Here is a 26,263-nt window from a genome sequence, read left to right on the forward strand (position 1 = left end):
CTCATTGTTCGCGCAGCTCAGACATGCGCTGGGAAACCACGGTGGATACCCCGTCTTCGCGCATTGCCACCCCGTATAGCGCATCGGCAATTTCCATGGTGCGTTTCTGGTGGGTGATGACCAGGAGCTGGGAAGAGCGCTGCAACTCCCGGAAAATTTCGAGAAGGCGCCCCAGATTAACGTCATCAAGGGCGGCTTCCACCTCGTCCATCACATAGAACGGGGAGGGGCGAGCCATAAAGATCGCCACAAGGAAAGCAATAGCGGTGAGCGAGCGCTCCCCGCCCGAAAGGAGGGACAGCCGCTTAACGCGTTTACCGGGAGGCCGCGCCTCAATTTCCACCCCGGTGGTCAGCACATTCTCCGGGTCGGTGATAATAAGGCGCCCTTCCCCACCCGGGAAAAGGCGAGCAAAGACCTGCTCAAAACGGGCGCTAATATCGCTAAGCGCGGCTTTCATAACGAGGGTGACTCGTTCATCAAGCTCCGCCACAATATCGAGAAGGTCAGCGCGGGTTTTCTTCAGGTCATCAAGTTGCTGGGCAAGGTACTTTTGACGTTCTTCCAGCGCGGCGTGTTCCTCCAGGGCGAGCGGGTTAATGGTACCCAGCCGCGCGAGGGCACGCTGCGCCGTAGCCAGGCGCCGTTCCTGTTCGGCGCGCACGTAGGGCACCGCACCGTCCTCGGTGGGCACCTGGATATGCGGTCCGAATTCTTCGACGAGGGTAGTGCTATCGACGCCCAGGTCCTCGAGGGCACCGGTGGCTAGCTGCTCGTATTCCATGCGGGCACGGGCGGTCGCCAGTTCGCGGGCGTGGGTGGAATCTGCGAGCTCGCGTTCGCGGGTGCGTAGCTGATCGACGCGTTCGCGTAGGTGCGTGAGCTGCCCCTCAGCGCCGTGTTGTTCTTCTTCTACCCGACGACGCCGCTCGGCCACCTCGGCACGTAGGCTGCGCACGTAAGCCAAGGCGCGCACCGCCCCGGCTGCGACCTGCCCCGCCAGCACCGCGTGCTGGCCACGGATCTGGCGGGCGCGTTCTTCCCGCTCAATACGTTCGCGGGCCAGCCGGGCCCGGTTATCCAGGGCATCAGCCCGCCCGCTCAGGGCCCGGAAGCGTTCTTCGGCGGTGCGCAGCGCCAGCCGAGCCTCCGTTTCCTGTTTGCGGGCTCCCACGGCGGCCTCATGCGCGCTATCGCGCTGCTGAGAGAGCCGGGCAAGTTCGCCATCACCTGGAATATCGGCAGTATCTTCTTCAGGCTCCGCGAAGCTATCCAGCTCTGCTTGCCGGGCGGCGATATCTTCCCGCAAGGAGGCGGCGCGGGCGACGGCGCGCTCTTCATCGGCACGCGCGGCGGAAAGAGCCTGACGCAGGGCTCCCAATTGGGCGGTGGCGGCGGCCAGGTTAGAATCGCGCGCCGTCAGTTCACTCCCGGAAGCTTCGGCGCGGGCGCGGGCATCTTCTTCAGCGGTTTCCGCTTTCCGGAGCGCGGCGGCTGCCTCATCGGCTGCGGTGGCGGCGGCATCAAGCTGCTCGGAGGCCTCCTGGTAGGCAGCTTGGCGGGCGAGGGTAGCCGCGGCGGTGGCCTCTCCCCCGGTAGCGGTGCAGGCGGTGATAATATCTCCGGTCCGTGTCACCGCACGGGGAGCCCCGGCACTCACGAGCTGACGGGCGGTCACAAGATCGGCAGTGAGGGCGGTGCCGGCCAGGAGCTGTGTGAGGAGGCCAGCTAGATCGCTGCCTGACTGGGACCCGCTCACCACCGCCAGGGCATGAACTGCGGCATCCGGATCTGGGCGCACCGTTTCGAAAGCAGCATTGAGCGCAGCTTCGCGGGCGGCGGCTGCGGCGTCGTCGTTCTTCCCTCCCGCAATGGTGAGGGTAAGGCGCCCGGCTTGCACCTGCGCGGCGCCCCGCAAAATATCGACGGCGCTGTCCAGATTGTCCACCACCGCACCGGATGCGGCGCCCATCAGTGCATTTTCCGCCGCGCTTTCCCATCCGCGTTCCACGTGGAGGTGGTCGCGCAACAGGGCCGCACCGTGCTCGATAGCCCAGGCAGTGGCATCTTCGGGTTCCAGCGAGAGCGCGAGAGTATCGACAATCGCTTGTAAGCGCGCCATCTCTTCGCGGGCGCGTGCCTCGTTTGCTCGGGCTTCTTCCACGGCGGCGCGGGCTGCGAGATGGGCCCGAGTATGTTCTTCGTGGGTGGTGGCGAGGGTATCGTCCCCGGCGGAGGTGGCAACGAGTTCTTCTTCGATGTCCGTGACCTGCACGCTGGTGGTTTGCACGCGCTGACGCGCGGCCGCCACATCCTTCTCTACGCGTTCAACTTCGGCTTGGAGTGCCTCGAGCCGGGAGCGCACCGCGGAAACTTTCCCAGCCCGGCGCGCGGCGTTCTCTCGCGCGTCAGCACGGGCACGGCTCGCCTGGTTATAGGCGCGCTCAGCGGCAGATTCCGCGGTTTCAGTTTCCTCACGCTGGGTGAGGACGGTGCGCAGGGCATCCTGGGCCTCACGTACGCGCCCCTCCAGTTCTTCTTCTTCGGCGCGAGCCCGGACGGCGCGCGCCTGGAGTTCCTCGGGATCGTCTTGCCCGCCCCGTGCTGGCATGGTGCTCAGGGTACGTTCGCGTTCGCGCGCCAGTTCGTCCATGGCGCGGAATCGTTCCTCGAGGGAGGCGAGCCGCTCGGAGCTATCGCGCAACGCAGAGAGCTGAGGGCTCAGGCGCGCATGGTGTTCTTCTGCCTCGGCGAGGGCGGCGCGGGCCTGGGTGAGGGCCGCTTGGTTTTCTTCACGCAGCTGGGCGGTGCGCTGGTCTTCGGCAGCCCCGGCTTCCAGCCGCGCCTGCGCCTGTGCTAGATCATCAGCGAGAAGGCGGGCCCGAGCGTCGCGCTCGGTGGCTTGGATAACCTGGGCACGGCGGGCGGCCTCCGCCTGTTTGGCGAGCGGTCCGAGCTGACGGCGCAGCTCCGCGGTGAGATCCTCCACCCGCGTGAACGAGCCCTTCATCGCTTCGAGTTTACGCAGAGTTTTTTCTTTGCGACGGCGGTGTTTGAGCACCCCGGCGGCTTCTTCAACGATATTGCGGCGCTCTTCGGGACTGGAGGTGAGAACTTCGTCGAGGCGGCCCTGCCCGATAATGACGTGCATTTCCCGCCCCATGCCGGTATCCGAGAGCAGTTCCTGGACATCGAGGAGGCGTGCCGGGGTGCCGTTAATGGCGTATTCGGAGCCGCCGGCGCGGAAGAGAGTACGGGTGATGGTCACTTCGGAATATTCGATGGGGAGCACGCCATCGGAATTATCGATGGTGAGGGAAACTTCCGCGCGTCCGAGCGCGGGACGGCGCGAGGTGCCGGCGAAAATAACATCCGCCATGGAGCCACCCCGTAGAGTTTTCGCGCCCTGCTCGCCCATCACCCAGGCGAGGGCGTCCACCACGTTGGATTTCCCTGAACCATTAGGGCCGACCACCGCGTTAATTCCGGGTTCAAAGCGCACTGTGGTGGCGGTGGCAAAGGATTTGAATCCTCGCATGGTCAAGGTTTTTAAGTGCACGATTACAGATTATGCCAGACGGCGCCACCGGTGGGACTCCGACGGGGCGTCGATACGGTGCTAAGGAGCACCGACGCCATTCGTGGCACGCCGCGGCTCGGCGACAGAAGCCGTTAACGGTGCGACGGTGCGCGGCTAAGGTGCGACGGTGCGCCGCACCGTTACGGGTTCCTAGAACATGAAGGGGACGACGACGATCTTATAAATGAGCGCAATCGCGAAGGTGGTGGCGTAGCCGGTCATCACTCGGTTATCGGTGGTGCGTGAAGTAGCGTAGGAGAGCACCGCCGGCTGACCGAGCAGCCCGGCCACCGCACCCGAAGAACGGGTGGCGGAGGAACCGAGGATCCAGGCAGCCGCCATCATAACCCCGCATCCAACGATGCTCACCGCCGCGGCCAAGAGCAGCGATTTCAAGCCCACCATTGTGAAAACGGTGGAGGCAAAAGCAGAACCGGAGTTGAGGCCCACCGCCGCGAGGAAGAGCATGAGCCCGAACTGGCGCAGGGTGAGATTCGCGGGGCGCGGGAGCTGCCAGGGCACCCGACCGGTGCGGTGCACCGCCCCGAGGATCAGCCCCACCACAAGCGGGCCGCCTGCCGCACCGAGGGAGAAAGCCGCGCCACCCGGGAGCGGGATTTCCACCAGTCCGAGGGCGAAGCCGAGGGCAAGCCCGCCGGCTGCCGCCACCCAGTCCAGTTCCGAGGAGCTGGAGACCGAATCACCGAAGTATTCTTCGAGTTCCTCGACCCGTGAGGTGGGTAGGGCGACTTCTACCACATCGCCCATTTCCAGGTAGGTATCCGGGGTGGCCAGGATTTCATCGTCGGCACGGCGGATCACCGTCACGCGCGCTTCGAAACGACGGTAGAGCGGGAGGGAACCCACCGTGAGGCCGGCAATATCCCGATTGGATACCGTGAAACGGTGCACCGTCAGATACGGATCGGTCAGGCGCCGATGACGCATGCGGCTACCCAGGCGTTCGATAGCTTCGGAAAGCGCGGCCCGGGACGCAAAAATACGAACCCGGTCCCCCGGTTCCAGAGCGCGTTCCATATCGAGCACATGCCAGCGCCTATTGCGCCGCATGGCTACGAATCGCACTTGCTGGCCGGCGATATCCCGCATCTGCTCCGCGGAAATCTCCCGATCCACATAGACGGTTGCCTGTTCCAATTCCACATCATCGGGATCAAGCTGGTCGTTACGTGCTTTCCATTCCCGGTTAATGAAAACAGCAACCATGACAATGGCGAGTGTGACCCCAACCGGATAACCAATGGAATAGCCCACGGCAGGGTTATCCGGATCGGTCATTTCCTGGGCGAGCGCAAGCGAGGGAGTGGAGGTAAGCGAGCCGGCGAAAACACCCACGGCGGTACCACGGAGCAAACCGAGGAGCTCCCCCAGTCCCACCGCGGCTGCCGCCCCGGCCGTAATCGCAATAACCGAAGCGAGCATGAGGCCCAACTGTTTGCGGATCTCCTGGAAGAATGTTTCCCCGGCTTCCAAGCCGATCATATAAACGAAAATTCCCAGGCCCAGATCTTGCAGCAGCACAAGAAGCGAAGTGGAGGGCGGAACCACCGCGCCGACGAGCAAACCGATGAAAAGCGCCCCCGCTGCCCCAAATTTCAGGGGACCAAAAGGAATCGCCCCGAAGGCGGCACCGAGCGCCACCACGATGAAAACAACGAGAACGGTATTGCTGGCGAGAATATCGAGCACAGTGCCACCTCGGAGTTGAAGACTGGTAGATCGTTACCGATTCTACCAATTCAGCGCGCCGCGCCAGCACCTTAGTGCACCGCGCCATCGCCTTTGCGCACCGCGGCATCACGTCAGTGCCCCGTGCCGGCCCCGTCTTTACTCAGTGGGAGCTTCATCAGGAGTCCCTTTGCCCATGATCTGGCGCGCCATACCCGCCAGGTAGACCGAACCGAGGACCGCCACCACCGGCGTGGCGAGCTCCTCACCGGCCTCGGCCTCGGCCCATCCGGCAGCTTCGTCAATCGCGGCAAGCAGGTCGCGCTCCACCCGCACCCGATCCTCCCCGAAGACCTCCCGCGCCAGCTCTGCCAGTTCCTCGGCGTCCATCGCCCGCTCACCGGGCATATCGGTAACCACAACGGCATCCAGCACCGGCTCGAACTGCCCGAGAGTTCCTTCCACGTCCTTATCTGCCATCATGGCGAGCACCCCAACACGCCGGCCGGGATAGTACTCTTCCAGCGCGGCGGCGGTATGCGCCGCACCGTGGGGGTTGTGGGCCGCGTCCACGAGGACCGTGGGCGAGGTGCGCACCACTTCGAGACGTCCGGGCGAGGTCACGGCCATCAGAGCATGTTCGACGACGTCACCAGAAAGCGCGCGCCCGCCGAAGAATGCTTCAACCGCCGTGAGGGCAAGCGCCGCGTTCTCCGCCTGGTAGGAGCCGCGCAGCGCGAGGGGAATATCGTCGTAGCGGGCAGCGGGGGTACGCACCGTCATAAGCTGACCGCCTACCGCTGTCTCCCTCCCGAGCACCTCGATATCTTCCCCGTAAACGGATACGTGGGCACGGGCCTGATGGGCTGCCTGAGCGATAGCCACAGCGGCGTCCTCGGGTTGGGCGGCGCTCACCACGCTGGCTCCGGGCTTAATAATCCCTACTTTCTCCCCGGCGATCTGCGCGATGGTGTGCCCGAGCCAGCGTTCGTGGTCCAGGGCTATGGGGGTGAGGACGGCGACGTCGCCGTCGATCACATTGGTGGCATCCCACCGTCCCCCCATACCAACTTCGACCACGGCCACATCGATGGGTGCGGCCGCGAAAGCTACGTAGGCCATGACCACGAAAACTTCGAAGAAGCTCATGCGCGGCCCGCCCTCCGCTTGGGAACGCTGATCCACGAGTTCAACGAAAGGCGCGACATCTTCCCAGGCCTGAATGAAATCCGCCCGGGAAATATTATGCCCGTCGATGGCGATGCGTTCGCGTACCGAGACCAGGTGCGGGGAGGTAAAGCGCCCGGTGCGCAGGCCATGCTCGCGCAGCAGTGCTTCGATCATGCGCGCCGTCGAGGTTTTTCCGTTGGTGCCCGTCACGTGCACGCACCGGTAGGAATGGTGCGGGTTGCCAAGCAAATCCAGGCACATCTGGACGCGTTCAAGGGAAGGCTGCACCTTGTGTTCGGGAGCGCGGGTGAGGATATCGCGGTAAATGGCCTCTACTCGGGCTTCCTCCGCGGTGGTATCCGCTAGCTCGATAATGGGATTGGGTGATTGTTTGACCTCCCGGATGACGGCCTCGTCCCCAAAAAGCCCAGAGCTGAGGACCTCGGTGAGTGCCGCATCAAGTTCGGCTTCCCGCGACTCCTCCGGATCACGGGGCTCCTCCAGATCCCGTGCACCTTCCGGATCACGGGGCTCCCCCGCATCGGGAGCCTCGGAAGTTTCCTCCGGGCCAAAGTCCCCGGCCTGCTCCAGTTCCCCCTCGCGATAGTTCTGTGCGTCGTCGTACCCCATACCGTTGTGGCCGGTGCCGTCATGCTTCGCGTTATTCGTCCCCATACCTGCCCTTTCCACGGCACACCAGCATATACCACGGGGCCCACGGTGCGACTGGCGCTGCCAGCCCCGTGGGCCCCGTTCCCGGTCGTCTACCGGTGCCCGAGCGGATCCTCAGGCGACATATGTTTAGGACGCGGATTCTTCGGCGTTCTCCACCGAGGGGATGAGGGTGGAGAGCAGGAGCGCGATAATCACCAGGACCGCACCCACCGCGATTCCGGCCTGGTACCCGCCCACCACGTTCTCGGTGCCGCCCACGGCGGTAGCCACGGCGGTCAGGATCGCGAAGGAGAGCCCGGCGCCCAGGTTGAAAGCACCGGCATTCATGCCCGGCAGGTAGCCCTGGTTATCGGCCGGAGAAAGCACAACGCCCAAGCCGTTGAGCATGATATTGACGGTGCCGGCGTAGGTAATACCGATGGCCACGCACAGGAAGAAGATAAGCGACTTCGAGGGCGTCCCAACTCCAAAGACCGCAATCCCGAGGAAAATAACCGTGGAGAGCAGCCCCACCTGGAGCACCTTCTTGTAGCCGAAGCGCGAAGCGAGCTGCCCGGCAATCGGGCCCATAATGAGACCAGCGATAGCGTAGGGCGTCAGCGTCACGAAGGATACTGTTTCTGCCGGGAGCTCCAGGCCACCGGCGCTGGCTTCCAGCTGCGCGAGGTTCGGGATGAGGCCGTTCATGACCGCGAATACCCCCGTCATGGTGAAGAGGGTGGTAGATAGCAACGCCCAGGTGCGCCGTTGCTTGAGGTAGCGGGTGGCCACCAGCGGGTGGGCGCGCGAAGATTCGATCTTCCAGAAAACTACCGCGGATACGGCCGCTACCAGGATTTCCACGCCGATGAGCCACCAGCGGGCATCCCCGAGCTTGCCCAATTCGTTGAAGGCGAAGTAGACGCAGCCGAAAACGATAAGCAGTGCGATAACGCCGGGCCAGTCCATCGGGGTGCGGTCACCCTGGGATTCGCGGGTGCCGAACATCGACGCTACAAAAGCGATGGCGCACACAACCGCCATGCACGCGAAAACGGAGCGAAAGCCCCAGTTACCGGCGAGCCAGCCGCCCAGCAGGGCGTCCACCCCAGCGATACCGCCGTTGACGGAGGTCAGGATCGCCATGTACTTGGCGTAACGGCGCGGCTCGGGTACTTCCTGGTGCAGCATGACGAGCGTGAGGGGCACCATCGGCCCTGCCGTCCCCTGAATCACGCGCCCGATACCGAGGATGGTGACATTGGGCGCCAGTGCGGAAACCACACATCCGATCCCGGTGGCCAGGAGCATGCCCAGCAGAATCTTCTTGCGCCCGATCAGGTCACCCCAGCGCGGCAGGAAGAGGGAGAAGAGCGCGGCGGAGGCGAAGAACGCCGTTTGGGTTACGCCGATTTCCACGTCGGTCGCGTTCAGTTCCACGCTCATGGTGTGCAGGGCTGGGGAGAGCATGGAGGCGTTGAGCTGGAAAGCGAAGACCGCGCACAATAGCGCGGCCATCAGCACGATAATATTCGTGCGCGAACCGGATCGCGCCTGGCCGGCACGCGCGGGAACGGAAGATGCCATAGTTTTTTCTTTCTCACCGGGGAGGACGACGCCGCACCGTGGCAGCGCCGTCCTCCGTTCATAAAGGTTGGGTTGGGCGGGGCTTAGCCCCGTGATTAGCCCAGGTAGTGGTGTTCGCCCACGCGCTCCAGCGCATCGGCGATGAGATCCCAGAAACGCCCGTGATCGAGCCGGGTCGCAGCCCAAGTGTGGCAATCTTCGGGAATGGGGCCGCGGAAATCAGCCACCGTCATCCCCACGGTGAGGGTGCCGGTGAGTTCCACATCGATGGGCACCTGCACCGTTTCCACGATGGTGGGGTCGATAAGGTAGGCCACGGCGCACGGATCGTGGACCGGCGGGTAATCGAAGCCCTGCGCGTCCTGGTAGGAGGCACGGAAGAAGTCCATGAGTTCGTGGACGAAGCGGGCCGGCTGGGTGCCCACCGCGTCAATCTTCGCGTAGGCTTCCGGGGTGCAGAGGGCCTGGTGGGTGAGATCTAGGCCCACCATGACCACCTTCCACGGCTCGTTGAAAACGATATGTGCCGCTTCGGGGTCAATCTTGATATTGAATTCGGCCACCGCGGACCAGTTTCCAACGTGGTAGCCTCCACCCATGAGAACCACCTGCTTGACGCGCTCGGCCAGGCGCGGTTCCTTGCGTACCGCGAGCGCGATATTGGTGAGCGGGCCGGTGGGGACAAGGGTGACGGTGCCCGGTTCGTGCGCCATGACAGTGTCAATAATGAGATCGACGGCGTGCCGGGAATCAAGCTCGATAGCCGGGGTAGGTAATTCGGTGCCGTCCAGACCGGTATCACCGTGAATATCGGGGGCGACTTCCACCGGGCGTACCAGCGGGCGGTCGCATCCGGCCGCGAAAGGCACTCCCGTCATTTTCATAACGGTGCCCACGGCGAGGGCATTATTCGTAACTTTCTTCAGCGTTTGGTTGCCGCCCACCGTGGTGACGGCAAGCAGATCAATCTGCGGATTTGCCCACGCCAGCAGCATCGCAACGGCGTCGTCATGACCGGGATCGCAATCCAAAATGATTTTTTCCGGGGTGTGCTGTGTTGCCATGTTTCTCTCCACATCCTTGGGGAACTCCCGCGGAGTTCTACGTGCTTTCATTAAAACATAGAAAGAACGGTTTCACCGCGAGCGTTCACAGCAGCACCGTAGGCACCGTCAGGANTTCTACGTGCTTTCATAAAAACATAGAAAGAACGTTTTCACCGCGAGCGTTCACAGCAGCCCCGTAGGCACCGTCAGGATGCTGGCGCCCCCGTCGGCGCCGCCGTGCCCCGCACCAGTGCCGGCGGGAACAACCGCCCCTGGATCCCGTCCGCTGCCAGACCGAACAGGAAGCCAAGGAGCGCCGGCCCGGCCCAGGCCAAGCCTTCTTCCCCGAGCGGCACTATCGCCAGAAGCTCACCCACGGGGGCGAAAATATCCCATTCGGTCACAACCAAGCCGTCCAGGAGAGCGAAAGGCGCCGCGATCCAGGCGGAAGCCCGGTAGGACCAGTGGAGGCGTCCGGGAACCGCAAGATCAACAAGCGTCACGAAAATAAGCACGATCGCGATGGGATAAATAAAGCGGTTGATCGGGTTAATGAAATTGAGGATTCCTTCCAGCCCCAGCGTGGACATGGCAAAAGCAAACATTCCCTGCCCGATGAGGAGGGGACGATAGGCCAGGCCCGGAAGGTAGCTGCGGTAGAACTGAGTGGCGGCGCCCAGCAGGCCAATCGCCGTGGTCAAACACGCCAGGATGGTGATGGCACCGAAAATAAGCTGACCGCCCCGCCCGAAGAAACGCTCGGAGACGGCGGCTAAAGCATCCGCACCGTTGGCGAAACCTTCGGTGGCCACCCGCACCCCGATCTGGGAGAGCCCCAGGTAGATCGCGGCGAGGATAAGGGCGGCAATGAGGGCTACTCCCGCAGCTCCCCCGAAGAGCGCCCCGCGGGAGGTGAATCCCTTGGATCGCAACGATGACACAATCACCAGCCCGAAGACGAAGGCCGCCAGCGCGTCCATCGTCATATACCCGCTCAGCAGCCCGCCGGTGAGCGCATTGGGCGCATACGGTGCTTGCGGGAGCGAAACCTGGGGCGGCAGGTTGAACACCACCACCGTAATAAGAATCGCCATGAGGATCACGAGAGCGGGGGTGAGGATACCTCCTACTCGGTCCACCATTTTGCCCGGGTTGAGGGCCACGAGCACGGCCACCACGAAGAACACGGCGGAGAAAACGAGGAGGGCGGGGCGGGCTGCGGCGTCGTCGTGCATCACGGGGCGGACCGCAACCTCGAAACTCACCGCAGCCACTCGCGGCACCGCGTACAAAACGCCGGTGGTAATAAAAATCGCCCACAGCAGCGCGTGACCGGGGATACGGCCGATACGGGTCGCAATATCTTGCGGGGTGCCGTCGCGGCTGGAGGTGGCGGCGATGAGGCCAATGGCGGGGAGAATCACCCCGGTGCCGATAAACCCGGCGATGGCCAGCGGAGTATTCGTGCCGGCTTGAATGCCGAGCATCACCGGGAAAATAAGATTTCCCGCCCCGAAGAACATGGCGAAGAGCGCCAAGCCGGTCACAGCGAGCGTGAGGACCCGCGAGTTTTTCATCCCTGAACCTTCGTGTGGATTGTGAGAACGGTGCCGGGCCGCGGCGGAGACTATGGTGATCCACCGCGGCCCATGCAAGGCACCCTACTCTAGAGGATCACGGCGCGCCGTTACAGAGCGCGCCGTGTGATACCGCGTTTTTAGTGCGCGACTTTCGTCACCTCGATGCCAAGCGGTGCACCCGCAGCGCCCGCAGCACCTGCAGCACCGTCCGCGCCATCAACGCCGGCCGTCACCTGCGCCTCCACCGCGAGGGTTTCCTCCTGGATGAAAGGCAGGTAGCAGGTAACCGCATCGACGCGCTCGGCGGGCACCGTGAGCTTGAGGGAGATCCGGTCCGCCACGTGCAGCTGCGCGTTCTTGCGTTCGTCCTGCACGGCGCGCACGACGTCGCGGGCGTAACCTTCGGCTTCCAGTTCCTCGTCCACCTCGGTATCCAAGGCGATGAAGGACCCGGAATCGAGCGCCGCGGCCACCGAACCCGGGTCGGCTTCCACCGATACGGTGATCTCAAACTGACCGGGCGCCAGGCGTACCTCCGGGTCGGTATGCAGCACCGCGTCCGCACCGTCCTCGCTCCAGTTCCCGGCCTTGGCGGCCTGGAACAGCGCGGAGGTCATCTTGCGCAGCTGGGGATCCAGTTCGCGCGGGAGGACCTTGAGGTCGCGGCTCACCTTCATCCCCGATTGCGCCACGTCCTTGAGTTCAACATTCTTGACGTTCACTTCCAGGGCGATGAGATCGGTGAAGGGGGCCAGGTCACGGTCGGTGACGATGGTGAGGGTGCGCAGCGGTTGGCGCACCCGCAACTGGTGGGTTTTGCGCAGCGAGTGCGCGGCGGAGACGACGGCGCGCGCCTCGTCCATCGCTTCGCGCAGCGCATCGTCCTTCCAGGAATCAGGCAGTTCAGGCCAGTCTTCCAGGTGGACAGAGCGCCCGCCGGTCAGCCCCTTCCAGATTTCTTCGGTTACGAGCGGCGCGAGGGGCGCCATAACCCGCATGAGCACTTCGAGAGCCGTGTAGAGCGTATCGAAGGCGGCGTGGTCCTCATTCCAGAAGCGATCCCGGGAGGTGCGCACGTACCAGTTGGTCAGCACGTCCAGGAAGCCGCGCACCCGGTCGCAGGCGGCCGGAATATCGTAGTTATCCAGGTCGGTGCGCACATTATCGGCCAGGTCCTTAATGCTGGCCAGCAGGTAGCGGTCCATCACATCCAGACCGGAGGGGTCACTCACCGGCTGGGCGCGGTACCCCTCCCCCTTCGAGCACGTCGAGGCGTAAAGCGCGAAGAAGTAGTAGGCATTCCACAGCGGCAGCAGCACCTGGCGCACCGTATCGCGCAGCGCGCGTTCGGTCACGATGAGGTTCCCGCCGCGCACAATCGGCGAATTCATGAGGAAGAAACGCATCGCATCCGCGCCGACCTCATCGAACATTTCGTAAACATCCGGGTAGTTGCGCAGCGATTTCGACATCTTCTGGCCGTCATCCCCCAGCACGATGCCGTGGGAGATACAGGTGCGGAAGGCCGGGCGGTCAAAGAGCGCGGTGGCCAACACGTGGAGGGTGTAGAACCACCCGCGGGTCTGGCCGATGTACTCGACGATGAAGTCCCCCGGGTAGTGGTCCTCGAACCAGTCCTTATTTTCGAAGGGGTAGTGGACCTGGGCGTAGGGCATGGAGCCGGATTCGAACCAGCAGTCCAAAACATCGGTAATGCGCCGCATGGTGGACTTGCCAGTGGGATCGTCCGGGTTGGGGCGGGTCAGCTCATCGATATAGGGGCGGTGGAGATCCACCTCGCCCTTCTCGTTGCGCGGCAGGCGCCCGAAATCACGCTCAAGTTCTTCCAGGGAACCGTACACATCTTCGCGTGGATAGTTGGGGTCATCGGAGCGCCACACCGGGATGGGGCTGCCCCAGAAGCGGTTGCGGGAAATGGACCAGTCGCGCGCTCCGGCCAGCCAGTTGCCGAATTGGCCGTGCTTGATATGCGCCGGGGTCCATTCGATCTGTTCGTTGAGCTCGACCATGCGATCCCGGAAGGCACTTACCCGCACGAACCACGAAGAGACCGCCTTGTAGATGAGCGGTTTGCGGCAGCGCCAGCAATGCGGGTAGGAGTGCAGGTAGGAGCGTTCTTGGACCAGCACGGCGCGCTCGTTTTCCGGGCGGCGTGCCAGCGGCCCGGTTCCCTCGCGCAGATCGCGGGTGATGGGCAGATTGGCATCAAAAACCTGGGTGCCTTCGTAATCGGGCACCTCGGAGGTGAAACGCCCGGCACCGTCCACCGGCACCACGGGGCGGATGCCCACTTCCTGGCAGGCGAACATATCGTCTTCACCGAAGGCGGGGGCGATATGAACCAGCCCGGTACCGTCTTCAGTAGTCACGAAGTTCCCGGCAATAACGTGGTAAGCATGCGGGCCGGGGGCTTCGTCCGCCGCCCGGTTCATGAAGTAATCGAAAATCGGGGCGTAGGCGCGGCCCACCAGCTGCGAGCCGGGGAAGCGATCCACAACTTCCGGATCTTCACCCAGTTCCTTCGCGTAGGATTCCAAGCGCGCGGCGGAAATAACCACCCGCTCGCCTTCCAGCTTGCCTTCGCGCGGAACCACGGTGAGGTACTCAATATCCGGGCCCACGGCGATCGCCAGATTGGAGGGGAGCGTCCAGGGCGTCGTCGTCCAAATAAGGGCAAGTTCGCCGGTTTCCAGGCGCAGCCCCACGGTCAAGCTGAGATCCTGGCGGTCCTTGTAGACGTCGTCATCCATCTTCAATTCGTGATTGGATAGCGGCGTTTCGTCATTCCAGCAGTAGGGCAGCACCCGGTAGCCGTCGTAGGCCAAGCCCTTGTCGTACAGGGTCTTGAAGGCCCACAGCACCGATTCCATGTAGGTGGTGTCCAGGGTCTTGTAATCGTGGGAGAAATCGACCCAGCGCGCCTGGCGGGTCACATATTCTTCCCATTCCTTGGTGTAGCGCAGCACCGAGGAGCGGCAGGCCTCGTTGAAGGTGGCGATGCCCATATCCTCGATCTCATCGGTGGAGTCAATCCCGAGGATACGCTGAGCTTCCAGCTCAGCCGGCAACCCGTGGGTGTCCCACCCGAAGCGGCGCTCAACCCGACGCCCCCGCATGGTCTGGTAGCGCCCCACCACATCCTTGACGTAACCGGTGAGAAGGTGACCGTAATGGGGCAGGCCGTTGGCGAACGGCGGGCCGTCATAGAAAACGAATTCATTGGAGCCGTGCGGCCCGGATTCACGCTGCTCAACGGAGGACTGGAACGTATTGTCTTTCTTCCAGAAAGCGAGGGTGCCTTCTTCCATCTTCGGGAAGTTCGGGGAGGCGGGCACGCCGCCCTCGCGATGAAGCGGATACATATCCACGCGGTGTCTCCTCGTGTCTCAAACCTATTCGGAATGAGGACGACGCCGGATATCCGGTACCGCGGTACCACCTCATTTGCTACTCGCCGCACGCGTGGTACGGCGGGTAACCGCTTCATTAGGACGCTGACGGATCCACCCGCTCGGTTCTACTGGGCTGCGGGGCAGGGCCGCGCGGCTGTTCTTCCGAGAGCTCACCGGTGATTGCCGGGTCATAGCCAACGCCGCTCATTGTAGCCCTTCCGCGCGCGGGGCGCATCTAGCTTCCGGGTGGCGGGCGGACCGGTGGGTTTTGGGGCGACGGCGCAGCCCCGGCGGGTGGTTCGCGGGGCGGCGCAAGCGTGGCGGGCGGCGCCCCGGGCCCCGTGGCAGGCTCCGTGGTGATGCGCGCCAATTCGCGCATCTGCGGGGAATCCGCGTTTTCCAAATATTCCGAATGCTGGGAGAAGAAACCGCCGCGCCCGGAGAAATGATGCGCGGTGAAATCCGGGTCCTGGCGCGGATTGAAGCCGAGCGCGTCGGTATGCCCGCCCGACACCGCTCCCCCGCCCAGCGCATTGACCACGTTAATAATGTCTTTTTTATTGGAAAGGACATGATTGGAGGCGGCGCTTCCGGCCCCGTGCACCCCGGTATTCATATCCCATCCTTCGGCCACGACCCCGGGTGTTCCGTACACCACAAGGGTATCGACGACGCCGTGCCTAGCCTGCTCCGCGGCAGCTGAGGCCGTCACCGAACCGTAGGAATGCCCCAGCAGATTGATACGCGGGCGATCTTCCCCGCGGACCTGGGCAACTCCCTCCGCGAAGCGCGCGAGGCTGGCCCCGCCTTCCCGGGCCCGCGCCGGGGTGTAGAGAGAGGAATCCAACGCACTTTGCGGGGCGGCGTAATCAAACCAGGTCACCACCGCCGGGCTTCCCGTTTCTCCGCGAGCGGTGAGGATCTCCTGTTGGAGGGTAGCCAAGCGGCCGGCAGCTTCCATATGGGAATCAAGGGAATTCACCACATTGGTGGTCATCCCACCCACCTCGATGGTGATAGACGAGGCAGTATCCACATTCCCTTGGGCTAGGGCCACCTGGATGGTGCGCAATTCTGCACCGGTTCCGGTGCGGGCCCGGTTCGGCCCGCGATACACGAGGAGTTGGCGTGACTGGCCGGACTGGGCGGAGTGTGCGGGGCCTGCCAGCGGAGAGAAACGCGGCGCGGGTGAGTGCGCCGGAGCTGCGCGCCCCGCGGATGATCGCCCCGTGGTTCGCGACGAGTACAGCTTTGAATCACGGGGCGAAGCGGAGCGAACCGGGGCCGCGGAGATATGCTCGCGCCAATTGCGATCCAGGCCGCGCTGGGTGCGGATCATGGCGTAAGCAGCCAGGTTGGCGGTTATGGTGGCATAACGCAGCTGGGCCGCACCAAGCTGGGCGGTGCGAATCTCCCGATCAGTTTTCCCTAAATTACCCTCAAGATCCGCCTGGGCGCTGGCGATCTCCGCGGAGAGCTCGGCCAGGATCGGATCGTAGTAGGCGCGGGCCATCTCTTCGTCATGGCGGGCAACGGCAATATTGGCGCGGTCCCGCACCGCATAGGGTATTCCGTCTAAATTTCCCAGGTCCTGGGGGTAATGCGCGAGCACATAAGAGCGCTCGGCATCGCCCAGGGATGCCCACCAGGCCTGCACATAGGCCGCACTTTTCCCGACCGGCACCCGCCCGACCGAATGGTAGTGGTTGGTGCGAGCTTCCGGGGCTATTTGCCCGGCTGCCAGCTGGGTAAAAACCGTGTCCAGATAGCTGAGGGTATTATCGGCCGACCTGTAGGCTGCCTCTACCTCCGCCCTAATCCGGACCGCTACCTGGCGGCGTTCCCAATCCGCTACCCCGGTGGCATCCGCGCCATCGAGCGGATCGACAACCTCACCGGTGGGGGTGATCTCCATTCCGGAAGCCGCCGCCCGGGAAAGGGCTTCGCTCACGGCCATTTGGGTGCGGGTGATTTTATGCTGGGCCTCCCCGAGAGCCTGGATGAGGTGGTCGATATGGTCGGTGTGCGCGGCGGCGCGCGCGGCCAGGGCCCGCACATCGGAGAGGAAGGCACGTGCTCCGTAGCCTTCCCACGCACCCTTCAAGGAGCGCGCGGCTAGCTGGCGCAGCTGCCAACTGGCTTCTTCACACCGCCGGCGTACGGCCGCCATCTCGCCGAGAACCGCTCCGACTAGGGCCCCGTTCCAGCTGCACAGTTGCCCCCACGTCACCCTGAGATCTTTCATCTTCCAACCCCCGCGATATCCAAACCAGAAATAATCGTGCCCGCAATATCCAGGGCAGAAATATCCGCGCCTGCCCCGCCGTCTGCCTCCTGGTAGATGCGCCAGGCCAGGGCGAGGGAGGCAGCTAGCTCATCGGCTCGGGCCGCGATATCGCGGGTACGCCTATCCAGGGCCGCGCATCCCGCGCTCACGCTGGCCGGCGGCGGGGTGCCAGTCAATGCCGCCGCCACCGCTCCCGACACGGTATCCACCCGCAGCGGAGCCAGCGCGGCACTCACGTCCGCAAGCGCGGCGCGCAGCTCCGCCGTTGCAGATTCCGTGATAAGAACACCATCCACCGTGACCTCCCCTTGTTCGCTCCCGTTTCCTTTGCACTGGCTACGTTTGACTTCTGTGGGCTGGCGTCGCTTACTTTCGTTGAGCAGGCGCCGCTTGTTTTCTGGGCGCCGGCTCCCCCTGCCAAACGCTTGAGCCGATGGTGCCAGGCAGGGAAAGATCCGTCCAGGGCCCATCCACAGGCGGAGTTCGGCGCGTGTGTAGTTATCCACAGGTAGGGGCGCGGTAGGGTGAAGTGTGCGTGTTTTAGTGACTTATTTTGAGCCTTTTGGTTCCGATACCGAAAATGCGAGCCGGGACGCAGCCCTGCGCTCCATCCCTCATCTTCGAGATATGGATCTTTCTTGCGAGGTGGAGGTCGCGACGGCCATGTTGCCGGTGGTGTTCGCGAGCGCCGGGCTGGTGCTGGACGAGGCGGTGGAACGTTTTCACCCCGATGCGGTCATTGCCATCGGAGAAGCGGGCGGGCGTAGCGCTATCACCCCGGAACTCCAAGCTTTTAATGAGAATATCGCCCGAATTCCGGATAATGCGGGAGCTCAACCTGATGGCGAACCCGTGATTCCGGGCGGCCCTGCTATCGCCACGAGCCCCGTGCGGGTAGTCGATATTACCCGCGCTATTAGCGGGACCGGCATCTCCGCGGAAACAAGCCGAGATCCGGGGCGATACCTCTGCAATAACATCGCCTACCGCGTGGCCCAGCTTCCCGTTCCCGGCCTCTTCATTCACGTACCGGCCCTGCGCACCGTCGGAGTGGCCACGGTGGGCGCGGAAACCGACGCACCGTCCGCAGCGGTGTCCCAGCCCGCGCCGCAGCCCGCACCACGGCCCAAGACGGCGCACGCCGCACCGTCAGTCGAAGCCACCGCACCGTCAGCCGAGACCGCCGCACCGGCGCTTTCCCGGCCTGCCACCACCTTTGATGAGCTCGGCCGCGGGATCGCCGCGGCGATTGCGGAGCTTGCCCGGCAGGTCGCCGAGAAACTGTAGCCTCCGGCCACTACTCCCCATCCAGACCTGAGGAAGGCAGGTCTACCACGTCGCTGCCGGTGCGGGCCACCGTCCAGGAATTCGCCTGGGCCACGGGGCGGATAACCACCGAATCGATATTGACGTGGGCGGGGCGGGAAAGCATCCAGACCACCGTCTCGGCAATATCTTCGGCTAGGAGCGGCTCGGCCACCCCGGCATAAACATTCTGCGCCGCCGCGTCCGAGCCGAGGCGATTCTTAGAAAACTCCTCCGTCATCACCATGCCGGGGCGCAGTTCCATGAGCCGTACCGGTTCTCCCACCAGTTCCAGACGCAGGGTGTCTTTAATCATGCGTTCGGCGTGCTTGGCCGCCGTGTATCCGGCCCCGCCCACGTAGGTTTCCTGCGCCGCAGTAGAGGTCACAAAGAGAATGCTCCCACCGTTCTCCCGCATATGCGGGAGAAGCGCCCGGGTGAGGCGCAGGGTACCGAGCACGTTCACGCGGTACATCCACTCCCAGTCCTCGATTTTTGCGTCCGCCACTTTGTCCTGCCCGCGGGCCCCACCTGCGTTATTGACCAGGGAGTCCACCCCGCCGGCTTCCGCTACGGTGGCGGCGAGCCGTGCGACGTCGCCTTCCTCCGTCAAGTCCGCAACCACGTAACTGCACCCGGTTTGTTCGGCGAGCTGGCGGAGCCGATCTTCGCGCCGTGCGGTGGCGATCACCTCAAATCCAGCCGCGCATAAGGCGCGGACGCTCGCCGCCCCGATGCCGCTGGACGCTCCGGTTACAAGTACTCGATGTGACATGTCAAACCCTCCGTTCTGCCGGGTGAGAGCCACGCCGGCCATAAAACACCTTTCTTCAGCCTAAAATAAAACGCGGAGAGCATACCCGGTGTTCGCTCAGCGCCGCTGCGGGAGCACCGGGCCTAGCTGGTAGAAAGGAATTGCTCGTGATCGGCTTTATTGGAACCGGACATATGGGCGGAGCCCTGGCGCGCGGGGTGCTTGCCGCGGGCGCGGATCCGGCGTCCGTCGTCGTTTCTGCGAAAGATGCGCAGGCGGCACGCGACTTCGCGGAGGAAACGGGGGCGCGCCCGGCCACCTCGAATACCGAGCTGGTCACGGCCGTGGGTGACGGAATCGTCGTCGTCGCCGTGAAACCGTACGCGGTTGCGGATGTTCTAGAAGAAATTAACGACGTCGCACGGGAATCTGGCACCGTTATCGTCTCCATCGCGGCGGGCCTTGAGCTTGCCACCCTCGCCCGCCATCTCGCCCCGGGTCAGCCGCTCGTGCGCGCCATGCCGAATGTGGCCGCCAGTGTGCGCGCCTCCATGACGGCGCTGTGCTTCTCGAACTCCGTCACCCCCGCCCAGCAGGACGCGGTGCGGGAGGTCTTCGCCGCCGTGGGTGCTCATATCACCCTGGAAGAAAAGCATTTTTCCGTCTTTTCCGCGCTCGCCGGATGTTCCCCGGCTTTCACTTTTACTTATATTGATGCCCTCAAACGTGCCGCCGTTGCCGATGGGCTCCCGGCCGCGCAGGCGGTGCGCATCGCCGCGCAGGCGGTGGAAGGTGCGGCGCGTCTGGTGCTCGCAAGTGAGCTCTCCCCGGCCGATTTGGCCGATACGGTGCAGTCCCCGGGAGGCACCACCGTGGCCGGTGTGGTGGAATTAGAACGCGCCGGTTTCGGGGCGGCCGTCGTGCGAGGTGTGCAAGCCAGTATCGATAAAGATAGGAATCTCAGCTAAATGAACGGACTGTCAATCCTCGGCTTCGCTGGGATTTTCCTGGTGGTGCTGCTGCTGTGGGGAATTTCCATGCTGCGCGAAGCGCGCTCGCTGCGTTTTATGCGCACCCACGAATGGACCGCGGAAGAAAAAGAACGTATTTTGACGGCCGCGGCGGAGGGAACCGCCACCGCCATGCGCGCCGCGAAAAAAATCCACCCCATCTTGACCGCGCGCCACGCTCGCCTCGTAGTGCACGATCTGGAAAGCGAAGCCGCTGAGGCTCGCCGGCGCGCCAAGCGTGCCAAACCCGGGACCCGCGCGTCCCGCTCTATCCGCGATACTGACGCAAAGGAGAGGTAGCTCGCCTTTTAACTCCACGTTTTCCAACGGTTCACATTGACTCGATAGATACATATATGGCGACGTGTCCGAGCTGAGATGCGCCGAGCCATATTTTGACTTCACTACCTGATGGGAACAGATATGAAGCGTTTAGCGGGCGTCGCCCTGCTCGTTGCCGGACTCGCGCTGTCCGGATGCTCAACCAACCCGCCCTCCGATGCGGCTTCCTCCCCCGCCAGCGGCCCGGCCCCGGTTCAGAATGCGAACCCTGATGCTTCGGTGCACGTTGGTTTTATTTTGGAACCCACCGGCCTGGATCCGACCTCGGTTTCCGGCGCGGCCCTCGATCAGCTTGTTATCGATAATGTTTATGAAGGACTCACCCGCCGCGCTGAAAATGGCGATATTTTGCCGGCTCTGGCCACCTCCTGGGATATTTCCGAGGATGGACTCACCTACACCTTCCACCTGCGCGAAGGCGTGAAATTCCACGACGGTTCCGATTTTGATGCCGCGGATGTGGTGGCCACCCTGGAAGCTTCTGCTGCTGAGGGGTCGAAGAATCCCGATCATAAGCTCATGCGCACGTTTAAATCAGCGCAGGCTTCCGACCCGCATACCGTCGTCGTCACCCTCTCCGAACCGAATATGAATTTCTTGGACAGCATGTCCACGGACGCCGCCATGATGGTGCCCTCCGATAATACGGTCGATTTGAATAAGGAATCGAACGGCACCGGGCCGTTCACCATCGGTGAGTGGAAGACCGGCTCCACCATCACCCTGGAACGTAACGATAACTACTGGGGCGATCCGGCCGGAACCAAGGAAGTGGTCTACCACTATTACGCGGACCAGACTGCCGCCGCGAATGCGCTCGCCTCAGGACAAATTGATATTCTCACCACCCAGAACACCGATACGGTGGAGCGTTTCGCCGCCGACCCGGCGATTATTACCTCGCAGGGCACCGAAACCTCGTGGATGACGCTCGGTTTCAACCACTCCAACCCGGCGCTGGCCAATAAGGATGTGCGTACCGCCATCCGCAAGGGCATCGATAAGGACGGCCTCATTACCGCGCTCGGCGGGACGATGGTGCGGGTCGGTTCCATGGTCTCCCCCGGGATGGCCTGGTGGAGCGATTCCCTCAACGACATCGATTCGTATGATCCGCAAGCCGCCCGCGAGCTGCTCAAAAAGGCCGGTTTCGAGAATCTTTCCCTCAACCTGCGGGTGGCCAATAATTACGATTCTGCCATTTCCGAATATGTGGCCGCCCAGCTCAAGGAGATCGGCATTAATGTGACGATTGACCGGATGGAGTTTTCTAGCTGGCTCGATGAGGTCTACCGCGGGGGAAATTACGATCTGACCATGGTGCTCCACGTGGATCCGTGGACCCTCACCTACTATTCCAACCCCAGCTACTACTGGCATTATGACAGCGCACAGGCCCAGCAGCTCAATAAAGAAGCGATGACCGCCAGCTCGCTGGAAGAACGCGATAAGAAGCTCGGTGAACTGGCCGCTTTCGTTTCCGAAGATGCCGCCTCGGATTGGCTCTACAGCCCCAAGGCCATTATTTTCTCCCGGGAAGGGGTCTCCGGATTCCCGACCAACCGGACCGGTTCTCGCTTCTACGCCGCTGATATTCAGGTTGCGCGTTAATGGCTGAACCACTCGCGCTCGCGCAGGTGCCGGGGGTGCATAGCGCCTCCGGCACCGTGGATCGCGAAACGGTGCTCCGCACCACGACGTCGCGCACCGCCCGCATCGTGCTCGCCGCGCTGGGGTGGGCGGTGGCGGCGTTATTCCTCGCCTCCTTCGTGATTTTTTTCGCGCTCCACACCCTGCCCGGTGACCCGGCTGTCATTATCGGGGGCCTGGATGCTACCGATGCGCAAATTGAGGCGATTCGGGCTGAGCACGGCTGGGATCGCCCGCTTATCATCCAGTACCTGAGCTGGTTAGGTGCCGCCCTCACCGGTGATTTCGGCACCTCCCCCTTTTCTTCCCTTTCCGTGACCCACGAGCTCCTCACGAAGCTCCAGGTCACCGTGCCGCTCGCGCTCATGTCCTTGAGTTTGGCGGTTATTTTTGCCCTTCTTATCGGGGTGTATGCCGCGGCTCGTTCCACCACCCTGGCCGGGCGCCTGGTCTCCTGGCTTTCCCAACTGGGTATCGCGGTGCCTACGTTCATCGTCGGGATGCTGCTCGTCATGTACCTGGCGACCCCGCTCCATCTTCCCTCCACCGGGTTCCCGCGCGAGGGATGGGGCGATCCGGGTGCGGCGCTCCGTAGCCTCATTCTGCCCGCCATTACCCTCGCGATTCCGCAAACGGCGGGACTGGTGCGCTACGTGCGCTCCGCCGTGCTGGAACAGCTCGGCCAGGATTATGTGCGCACCGCCCGCGCCCAGGGCATGAGCCGCCGGCGCGCCCTGCTCACCCAGGCACTGCGGAACGCCTGGCTTCCGCTCCTCGCCGTTATTGCACTCGACGCCGCGGCCCTCCTCATGGGCACCGTGGTGGTTGAACAGGTCTTCGCCCTTCCCGGCATCGGGCACCATCTGGTTGCCAGCGTATCCACCCGCGATATTGTTACCGTCCAGGGCTTCCTCATGGTGCTCTCCGGGGCGGTTATTCTCCTCATGATGCTCTCCAATGTGGCCTCCCGCCTCCTCGACCCGAGAGTGAGGTTGCGATGAGTACCCCATCTCCGGCTCTGCGGGCTCTCTCCGCGGCTTCCCCGTGGCGGGCCCGGTTGCGGGCCCTGCTGCGTAATCCGGCCGGCCTCATCGGCACCGCGGTGGTGCTGGCGGTGCTGGCCACCTTCCTACTGTCCTTCATCTGGGTGCCTTATGATCCCGAAAGCGTGGATGCGCGGGCGTCCTGGGCCCGCCCGAACGGGGCGCATTGGTTCGGTGCCGACCAGCTGGGGCGTGATATTTTCTCCCTCATGGTGCTCGGTTCGCGGGTCACGGTGCTCACCAGCGTGGGCGGGGCGGCGGTGGCCCTGGTGGTTGGGCTGCTCCTCGCCTCGATTATCGTGTATGCCCCGCGTTGGCTCGGTTCCCTAACGGAGCGGCTCACCGATGTGTGGGTCGCGTTCCCCACCCTCATTGTTGCCCTCATTCTCGTCACCGCATTTTCCGGCTCCACCCTCACCTCCACCGTTGCCATCGGATTGGGCTCCGCCCCGGCGGTCACCCGCACCGTCCTGCCCGAATTGCGCCGTGCCACCGCCTCCGACCACGTGCTCCTGGCGGTGGCCGCGGGGGCGCGTTCCTGGTGGATTCTTTCGCGCCATATTTTCCCGGCGATCACGCCCACGCTGATCGTGCGCATCACCCAAATCATGGGAACGGCCACGCTGGCGGAAGCGGGGCTGTCCTACCTGGGGCTGGGCACCCCGCCGCCCACGCCGTCCTGGGGGCGCATGCTTTCCACCTACCAGAGTTTCATGTATTCCCACCCGACGGTTATTCTCATTCCGGCCACCGCGATTGTCCTGACGATTATCGGATTTAACCTCTTGGGGGACGGCCTGCGCGACGTACTCGATCCGCGCGGAAGGGAGACACGATGAGCCTTCTTGAGGTACGTGATCTCACCGTGACTTTCGGTTCCACCGAAGTGGTGCGGGGAGTGTCCTTCACGGTGGAGGCCGGGGAGCGCGTCTGCCTTATTGGCGAATCCGGGTCTGGAAAATCGATGACGGCGATGGCGATCCAGGGGCTCCTCCCCCGGGCGGCACGCGTGACCGGTTCGATTCGTTTCGAGGGGCGCGAATTGGTGGGCGCTTCGGATGCGGAGTTCCAGAAAATCCGGGGGCGCCGTATCGGCTGCATTTTCCAGGAACCGCATACGGCGCTCAATCCGGTGGTGCGCATTAAACACCAGTTGGTGGCGGCCTCGCGTATTCATACGGGATTAAAAAAATCGGCGACGACGCAGCGGGCCAGCGAGCTGGCCCGCATGGTCGAGCTCCCCAGCCCCGAGCGTATTATTAACCGCTTCCCCCATGAGCTCTCCGGAGGGCAACGCCAACGCGTGGTTATTGCCATGGCGATGAGTTTAGCCCCCGCCCTCCTGATCGCCGACGAACCGACAACCGCCCTGGATGCCACGGTGCAGGCCCATATTTTGCAGCTCATGGATGATGCCGCCCGCGAGCACGGCACCGCCGTTCTTATGATCACCCACGATATGGCAGTGGCCTACCACACCTCCGAACGCATCCTCGTGCTGCGCCGGGGCGAATTGGTGGAAGAAGGCAGCGCCGAGGATATTTTGCTCCGCCCCGTCCATCCCTATACCCAGGGCCTCGTGGCCGCGGCCCGTGCCACTAGTTTGCAGCGCCCGGCAGGGCGGGGCGGCGATACGCAGGTGGGTGATCCGCGAAGCTCGCTGGTGCCCGGAGGTGACCAATCATGACAAGCACACCGGAAAAAACCTGGGATCCGCGCGAGGCCGCCCTGCGCATGACCTCCCGCGCACCGTTGGAAAAAGACTGGCCCGTTGAAGCCGGGGATGTGCTGTTCAGCTGCCAGAACGTCACTAAATCCTACGGAAACACCCTGGCTCTGGCACCCACGTCTTTCGACGTACGTGCGGGGCGGTCGCTGGGAATTATTGGCGAATCCGGCTCGGGGAAAACCACCCTCAGCCGCATGATGCTCGGCCTACTTGAGCCGAGCGGCGGATCAATCACCTACCGGGGCCAGGAGGTGCGCTACGGGAAGCTCGGGGTGACCCGGCTGCGCCACGAAGTCCAGCTGGTGCTGCAAGATCCTTTTGCTTCCCTCAATCCGCGTATGACGGTGGGCCGGATTATTGAAGAACCGCTGCGTCTGCTGCGCGTTCCGGGCAAACACCGGGAGATGGTGCGTGATGCGCTGGCCGCCGTGGACCTCAACCCGGAGTGGGGTTCGCGCTATCCGCATGAACTTTCGGGCGGGCAACGCCAGCGGGTGGCAATTGCACGCGCCGTGGCCTGCCAACCCAAGGTTCTTATTGCCGACGAGCCCGTCTCCGCGCTCGACGTGTCGGTGCGAGCCACCGTCCTCGAGCTGCTCCATGACCTGCGCGCCCGCCTGGATCTCACCCTCATTGTCATCTCACATGACTTGGGCATTGTCCAGAATCTATGCGAGGACACCCTGGTGCTGCGCGGGGGCGCCGTCGTCGAATATGCCCCCACGGCGCAGGTGCTGGAGCACCCGCGCCACCCGGCCACCCGGGAACTTATTGCGGCGGTGCCGCTGCTGCCCGCGCCATCGCAAGCAGAGCACGCCGCCCCATCCGCCATGCCCACCGTGCCCACCGCGCCCACCGTATCCGCCACGCCATCCGAGGGAGACGATGACCTATGAGCCTGCGCATCCTGCACCTGTCCGATACCCATCTTCTAGCCGAGCGCGCCCGCCATTACGGAAAAATTGACACCTCCGGGCTGCTGGAAGCGGCCGTGGCCGGCGCCGGCGAGCTCGCGCCCTGCCACGCCATCGTGGTCTCCGGGGATATTTCCGATGACGGCACCCCCGCGTCCTACACCTTCGCGGCCCAGACCCTCGCCCCGCTCGCGCAACGGTGGGGTGCACCGGTAATTTGGGCCTGCGGGAATCATGACCGGCGCGCGGCGATGCGTGAAGCTCTCGGCCTGCCCGGCGCGCCCCTGGACCCGATTTTTTCCGTCACCGATATCACGGTCGGAGAAGCGCGCTGGCGCTTCGTTGCGGCAGATAGCTCGGTGCCCGGGCGCGGCTTCGGCTACCTCGGCGAACAGATTCACCGTATTGAGGATGCCGTGACCAACGCGAACGGTGCACCCACGACGGGCGGTGCACCCACGGCGGGCGGGGCGCCGTCACCGGCCGGCACCGGTGAGTACTTCCACGGGG

At 63.7% G+C, this 26,263-nt stretch carries 19 protein-coding genes; 9 read left to right on the plus strand and 10 right to left on the minus strand.

Going from position 1 to position 26,263, the window contains the following annotated elements:
- Position 1: 1 nt before the first annotated feature.
- From smc to CZ322_RS08960, 9 genes are all read right to left on the minus strand, one after another.
- Positions 2 to 3,559: a chromosome segregation protein SMC gene (gene smc / locus CZ322_RS08920; RefSeq protein WP_257959906.1), complete on the minus strand. Its 3,558-nt coding sequence runs from the start codon at positions 3,557 to 3,559 to the stop codon at positions 2 to 4.
- Positions 3,560 to 3,730: 171 nt separating this feature from the next.
- Positions 3,731 to 5,290: an aspartate:alanine exchanger family transporter gene (locus CZ322_RS08925; protein ID WP_087071007.1), complete on the minus strand. Its 1,560-nt coding sequence runs from the start codon at positions 5,288 to 5,290 to the stop codon at positions 3,731 to 3,733.
- A gap of 138 nt (positions 5,291 to 5,428) precedes the next feature.
- A complete protein-coding gene (locus CZ322_RS08930; protein WP_234984524.1) occupies positions 5,429 to 7,114 on the minus strand; it encodes a bifunctional folylpolyglutamate synthase/dihydrofolate synthase in 1,686 nt (561 codons plus the stop codon).
- A gap of 126 nt (positions 7,115 to 7,240) precedes the next feature.
- The gene (gene uriT / locus CZ322_RS08935) at positions 7,241 to 8,680 is read right to left on the minus strand and encodes a uridine transporter UriT (RefSeq protein ID WP_087071008.1); all 1,440 of its coding nucleotides are present in this window, start codon (positions 8,678 to 8,680) and stop codon (positions 7,241 to 7,243) included.
- Positions 8,681 to 8,775: 95 nt separating this feature from the next.
- Entirely contained in the window at positions 8,776 to 9,744 is a 969-nt protein-coding gene (uriH, locus tag CZ322_RS08940) for a uridine-preferring nucleoside hydrolase UriH (RefSeq protein ID WP_026428515.1), read from the minus strand.
- Positions 9,745 to 9,932: 188 nt separating this feature from the next.
- Entirely contained in the window at positions 9,933 to 11,303 is a 1,371-nt protein-coding gene (gene brnQ / locus CZ322_RS08945; protein WP_087071009.1) for a branched-chain amino acid transport system II carrier protein, read from the minus strand.
- A 140-nt stretch (positions 11,304 to 11,443) separates the two neighbouring features.
- Positions 11,444 to 14,689, minus strand: a complete 3,246-nt coding sequence (ileS, locus tag CZ322_RS08950) for an isoleucine--tRNA ligase (RefSeq protein WP_087071209.1) — start codon at positions 14,687 to 14,689, stop codon at positions 11,444 to 11,446.
- A gap of 265 nt (positions 14,690 to 14,954) precedes the next feature.
- On the minus strand, positions 14,955 to 16,964 hold the full coding sequence (locus tag CZ322_RS08955) for an alpha/beta hydrolase (protein ID WP_101595146.1): 2,010 nt from the start codon (positions 16,962 to 16,964) through the stop codon (positions 14,955 to 14,957).
- Entirely contained in the window at positions 16,961 to 17,302 is a 342-nt protein-coding gene (locus CZ322_RS08960) for a hypothetical protein (protein ID WP_087071011.1), read from the minus strand. The genes CZ322_RS08955 and CZ322_RS08960 overlap by 4 nt, the downstream gene beginning before the upstream one ends.
- A 247-nt stretch (positions 17,303 to 17,549) precedes the next feature.
- On the opposite strand from CZ322_RS08960, the gene CZ322_RS08965 reads away from it, so the two are divergent.
- Positions 17,550 to 18,293: a pyroglutamyl-peptidase I gene (locus CZ322_RS08965; RefSeq protein ID WP_159455026.1), complete on the plus strand. Its 744-nt coding sequence runs from the start codon at positions 17,550 to 17,552 to the stop codon at positions 18,291 to 18,293.
- 10 nt (positions 18,294 to 18,303) lie between these two features.
- On the opposite strand, the gene CZ322_RS08970 is transcribed toward CZ322_RS08965, so the two are convergent.
- Entirely contained in the window at positions 18,304 to 19,086 is a 783-nt protein-coding gene (locus tag CZ322_RS08970; protein WP_087071210.1) for an SDR family oxidoreductase, read from the minus strand.
- A 146-nt stretch (positions 19,087 to 19,232) separates the two neighbouring features.
- Between CZ322_RS08970 and proC the strand changes: the two genes are divergently transcribed.
- The 8 genes from proC to CZ322_RS09010 all read left to right on the plus strand — a co-directional run.
- Positions 19,233 to 20,033 (plus strand): pyrroline-5-carboxylate reductase, encoded by an 801-nt coding sequence (gene proC, locus CZ322_RS08975; RefSeq protein WP_087071013.1) that lies wholly within the window; start codon positions 19,233 to 19,235, stop codon positions 20,031 to 20,033.
- The gene (locus CZ322_RS08980) at positions 20,034 to 20,375 is read left to right on the plus strand and encodes a hypothetical protein (RefSeq protein WP_026428508.1); all 342 of its coding nucleotides are present in this window, start codon (positions 20,034 to 20,036) and stop codon (positions 20,373 to 20,375) included.
- A 123-nt stretch (positions 20,376 to 20,498) separates the two neighbouring features.
- The gene (locus CZ322_RS08985; RefSeq protein ID WP_180948628.1) at positions 20,499 to 22,028 is read left to right on the plus strand and encodes an ABC transporter substrate-binding protein; all 1,530 of its coding nucleotides are present in this window, start codon (positions 20,499 to 20,501) and stop codon (positions 22,026 to 22,028) included.
- Positions 22,028 to 23,068, plus strand: coding sequence for an ABC transporter permease (locus tag CZ322_RS08990; RefSeq protein ID WP_087071015.1), 1,041 nt, complete (start codon positions 22,028 to 22,030; stop codon positions 23,066 to 23,068). The genes CZ322_RS08985 and CZ322_RS08990 overlap by 1 nt, the downstream gene beginning before the upstream one ends.
- The gene (locus CZ322_RS08995) at positions 23,065 to 23,949 is read left to right on the plus strand and encodes an ABC transporter permease (protein ID WP_087071016.1); all 885 of its coding nucleotides are present in this window, start codon (positions 23,065 to 23,067) and stop codon (positions 23,947 to 23,949) included. The genes CZ322_RS08990 and CZ322_RS08995 overlap by 4 nt, the downstream gene beginning before the upstream one ends.
- Complete coding sequence (locus CZ322_RS09000) at positions 23,946 to 24,797, plus strand: ABC transporter ATP-binding protein (RefSeq protein ID WP_087071017.1); 852 nt, start codon at positions 23,946 to 23,948, stop codon at positions 24,795 to 24,797. Before CZ322_RS08995 ends, CZ322_RS09000 begins: the two co-directional genes overlap by 4 nt.
- Positions 24,794 to 25,735: an ABC transporter ATP-binding protein gene (locus tag CZ322_RS09005; protein WP_087071018.1), complete on the plus strand. Its 942-nt coding sequence runs from the start codon at positions 24,794 to 24,796 to the stop codon at positions 25,733 to 25,735. The genes CZ322_RS09000 and CZ322_RS09005 overlap by 4 nt, the downstream gene beginning before the upstream one ends.
- Positions 25,732 to 26,263 (plus strand): metallophosphoesterase (locus tag CZ322_RS09010; RefSeq protein WP_200807190.1); only part of this gene is annotated, 532 nt, incomplete at its 3' end. The genes CZ322_RS09005 and CZ322_RS09010, both read left to right, overlap by 4 nt.

The organism is Actinotignum timonense (genome assembly GCF_900155575.1).
In the GTDB taxonomy this organism is placed as follows: domain Bacteria; phylum Actinomycetota; class Actinomycetes; order Actinomycetales; family Actinomycetaceae; genus Actinotignum; species Actinotignum timonense.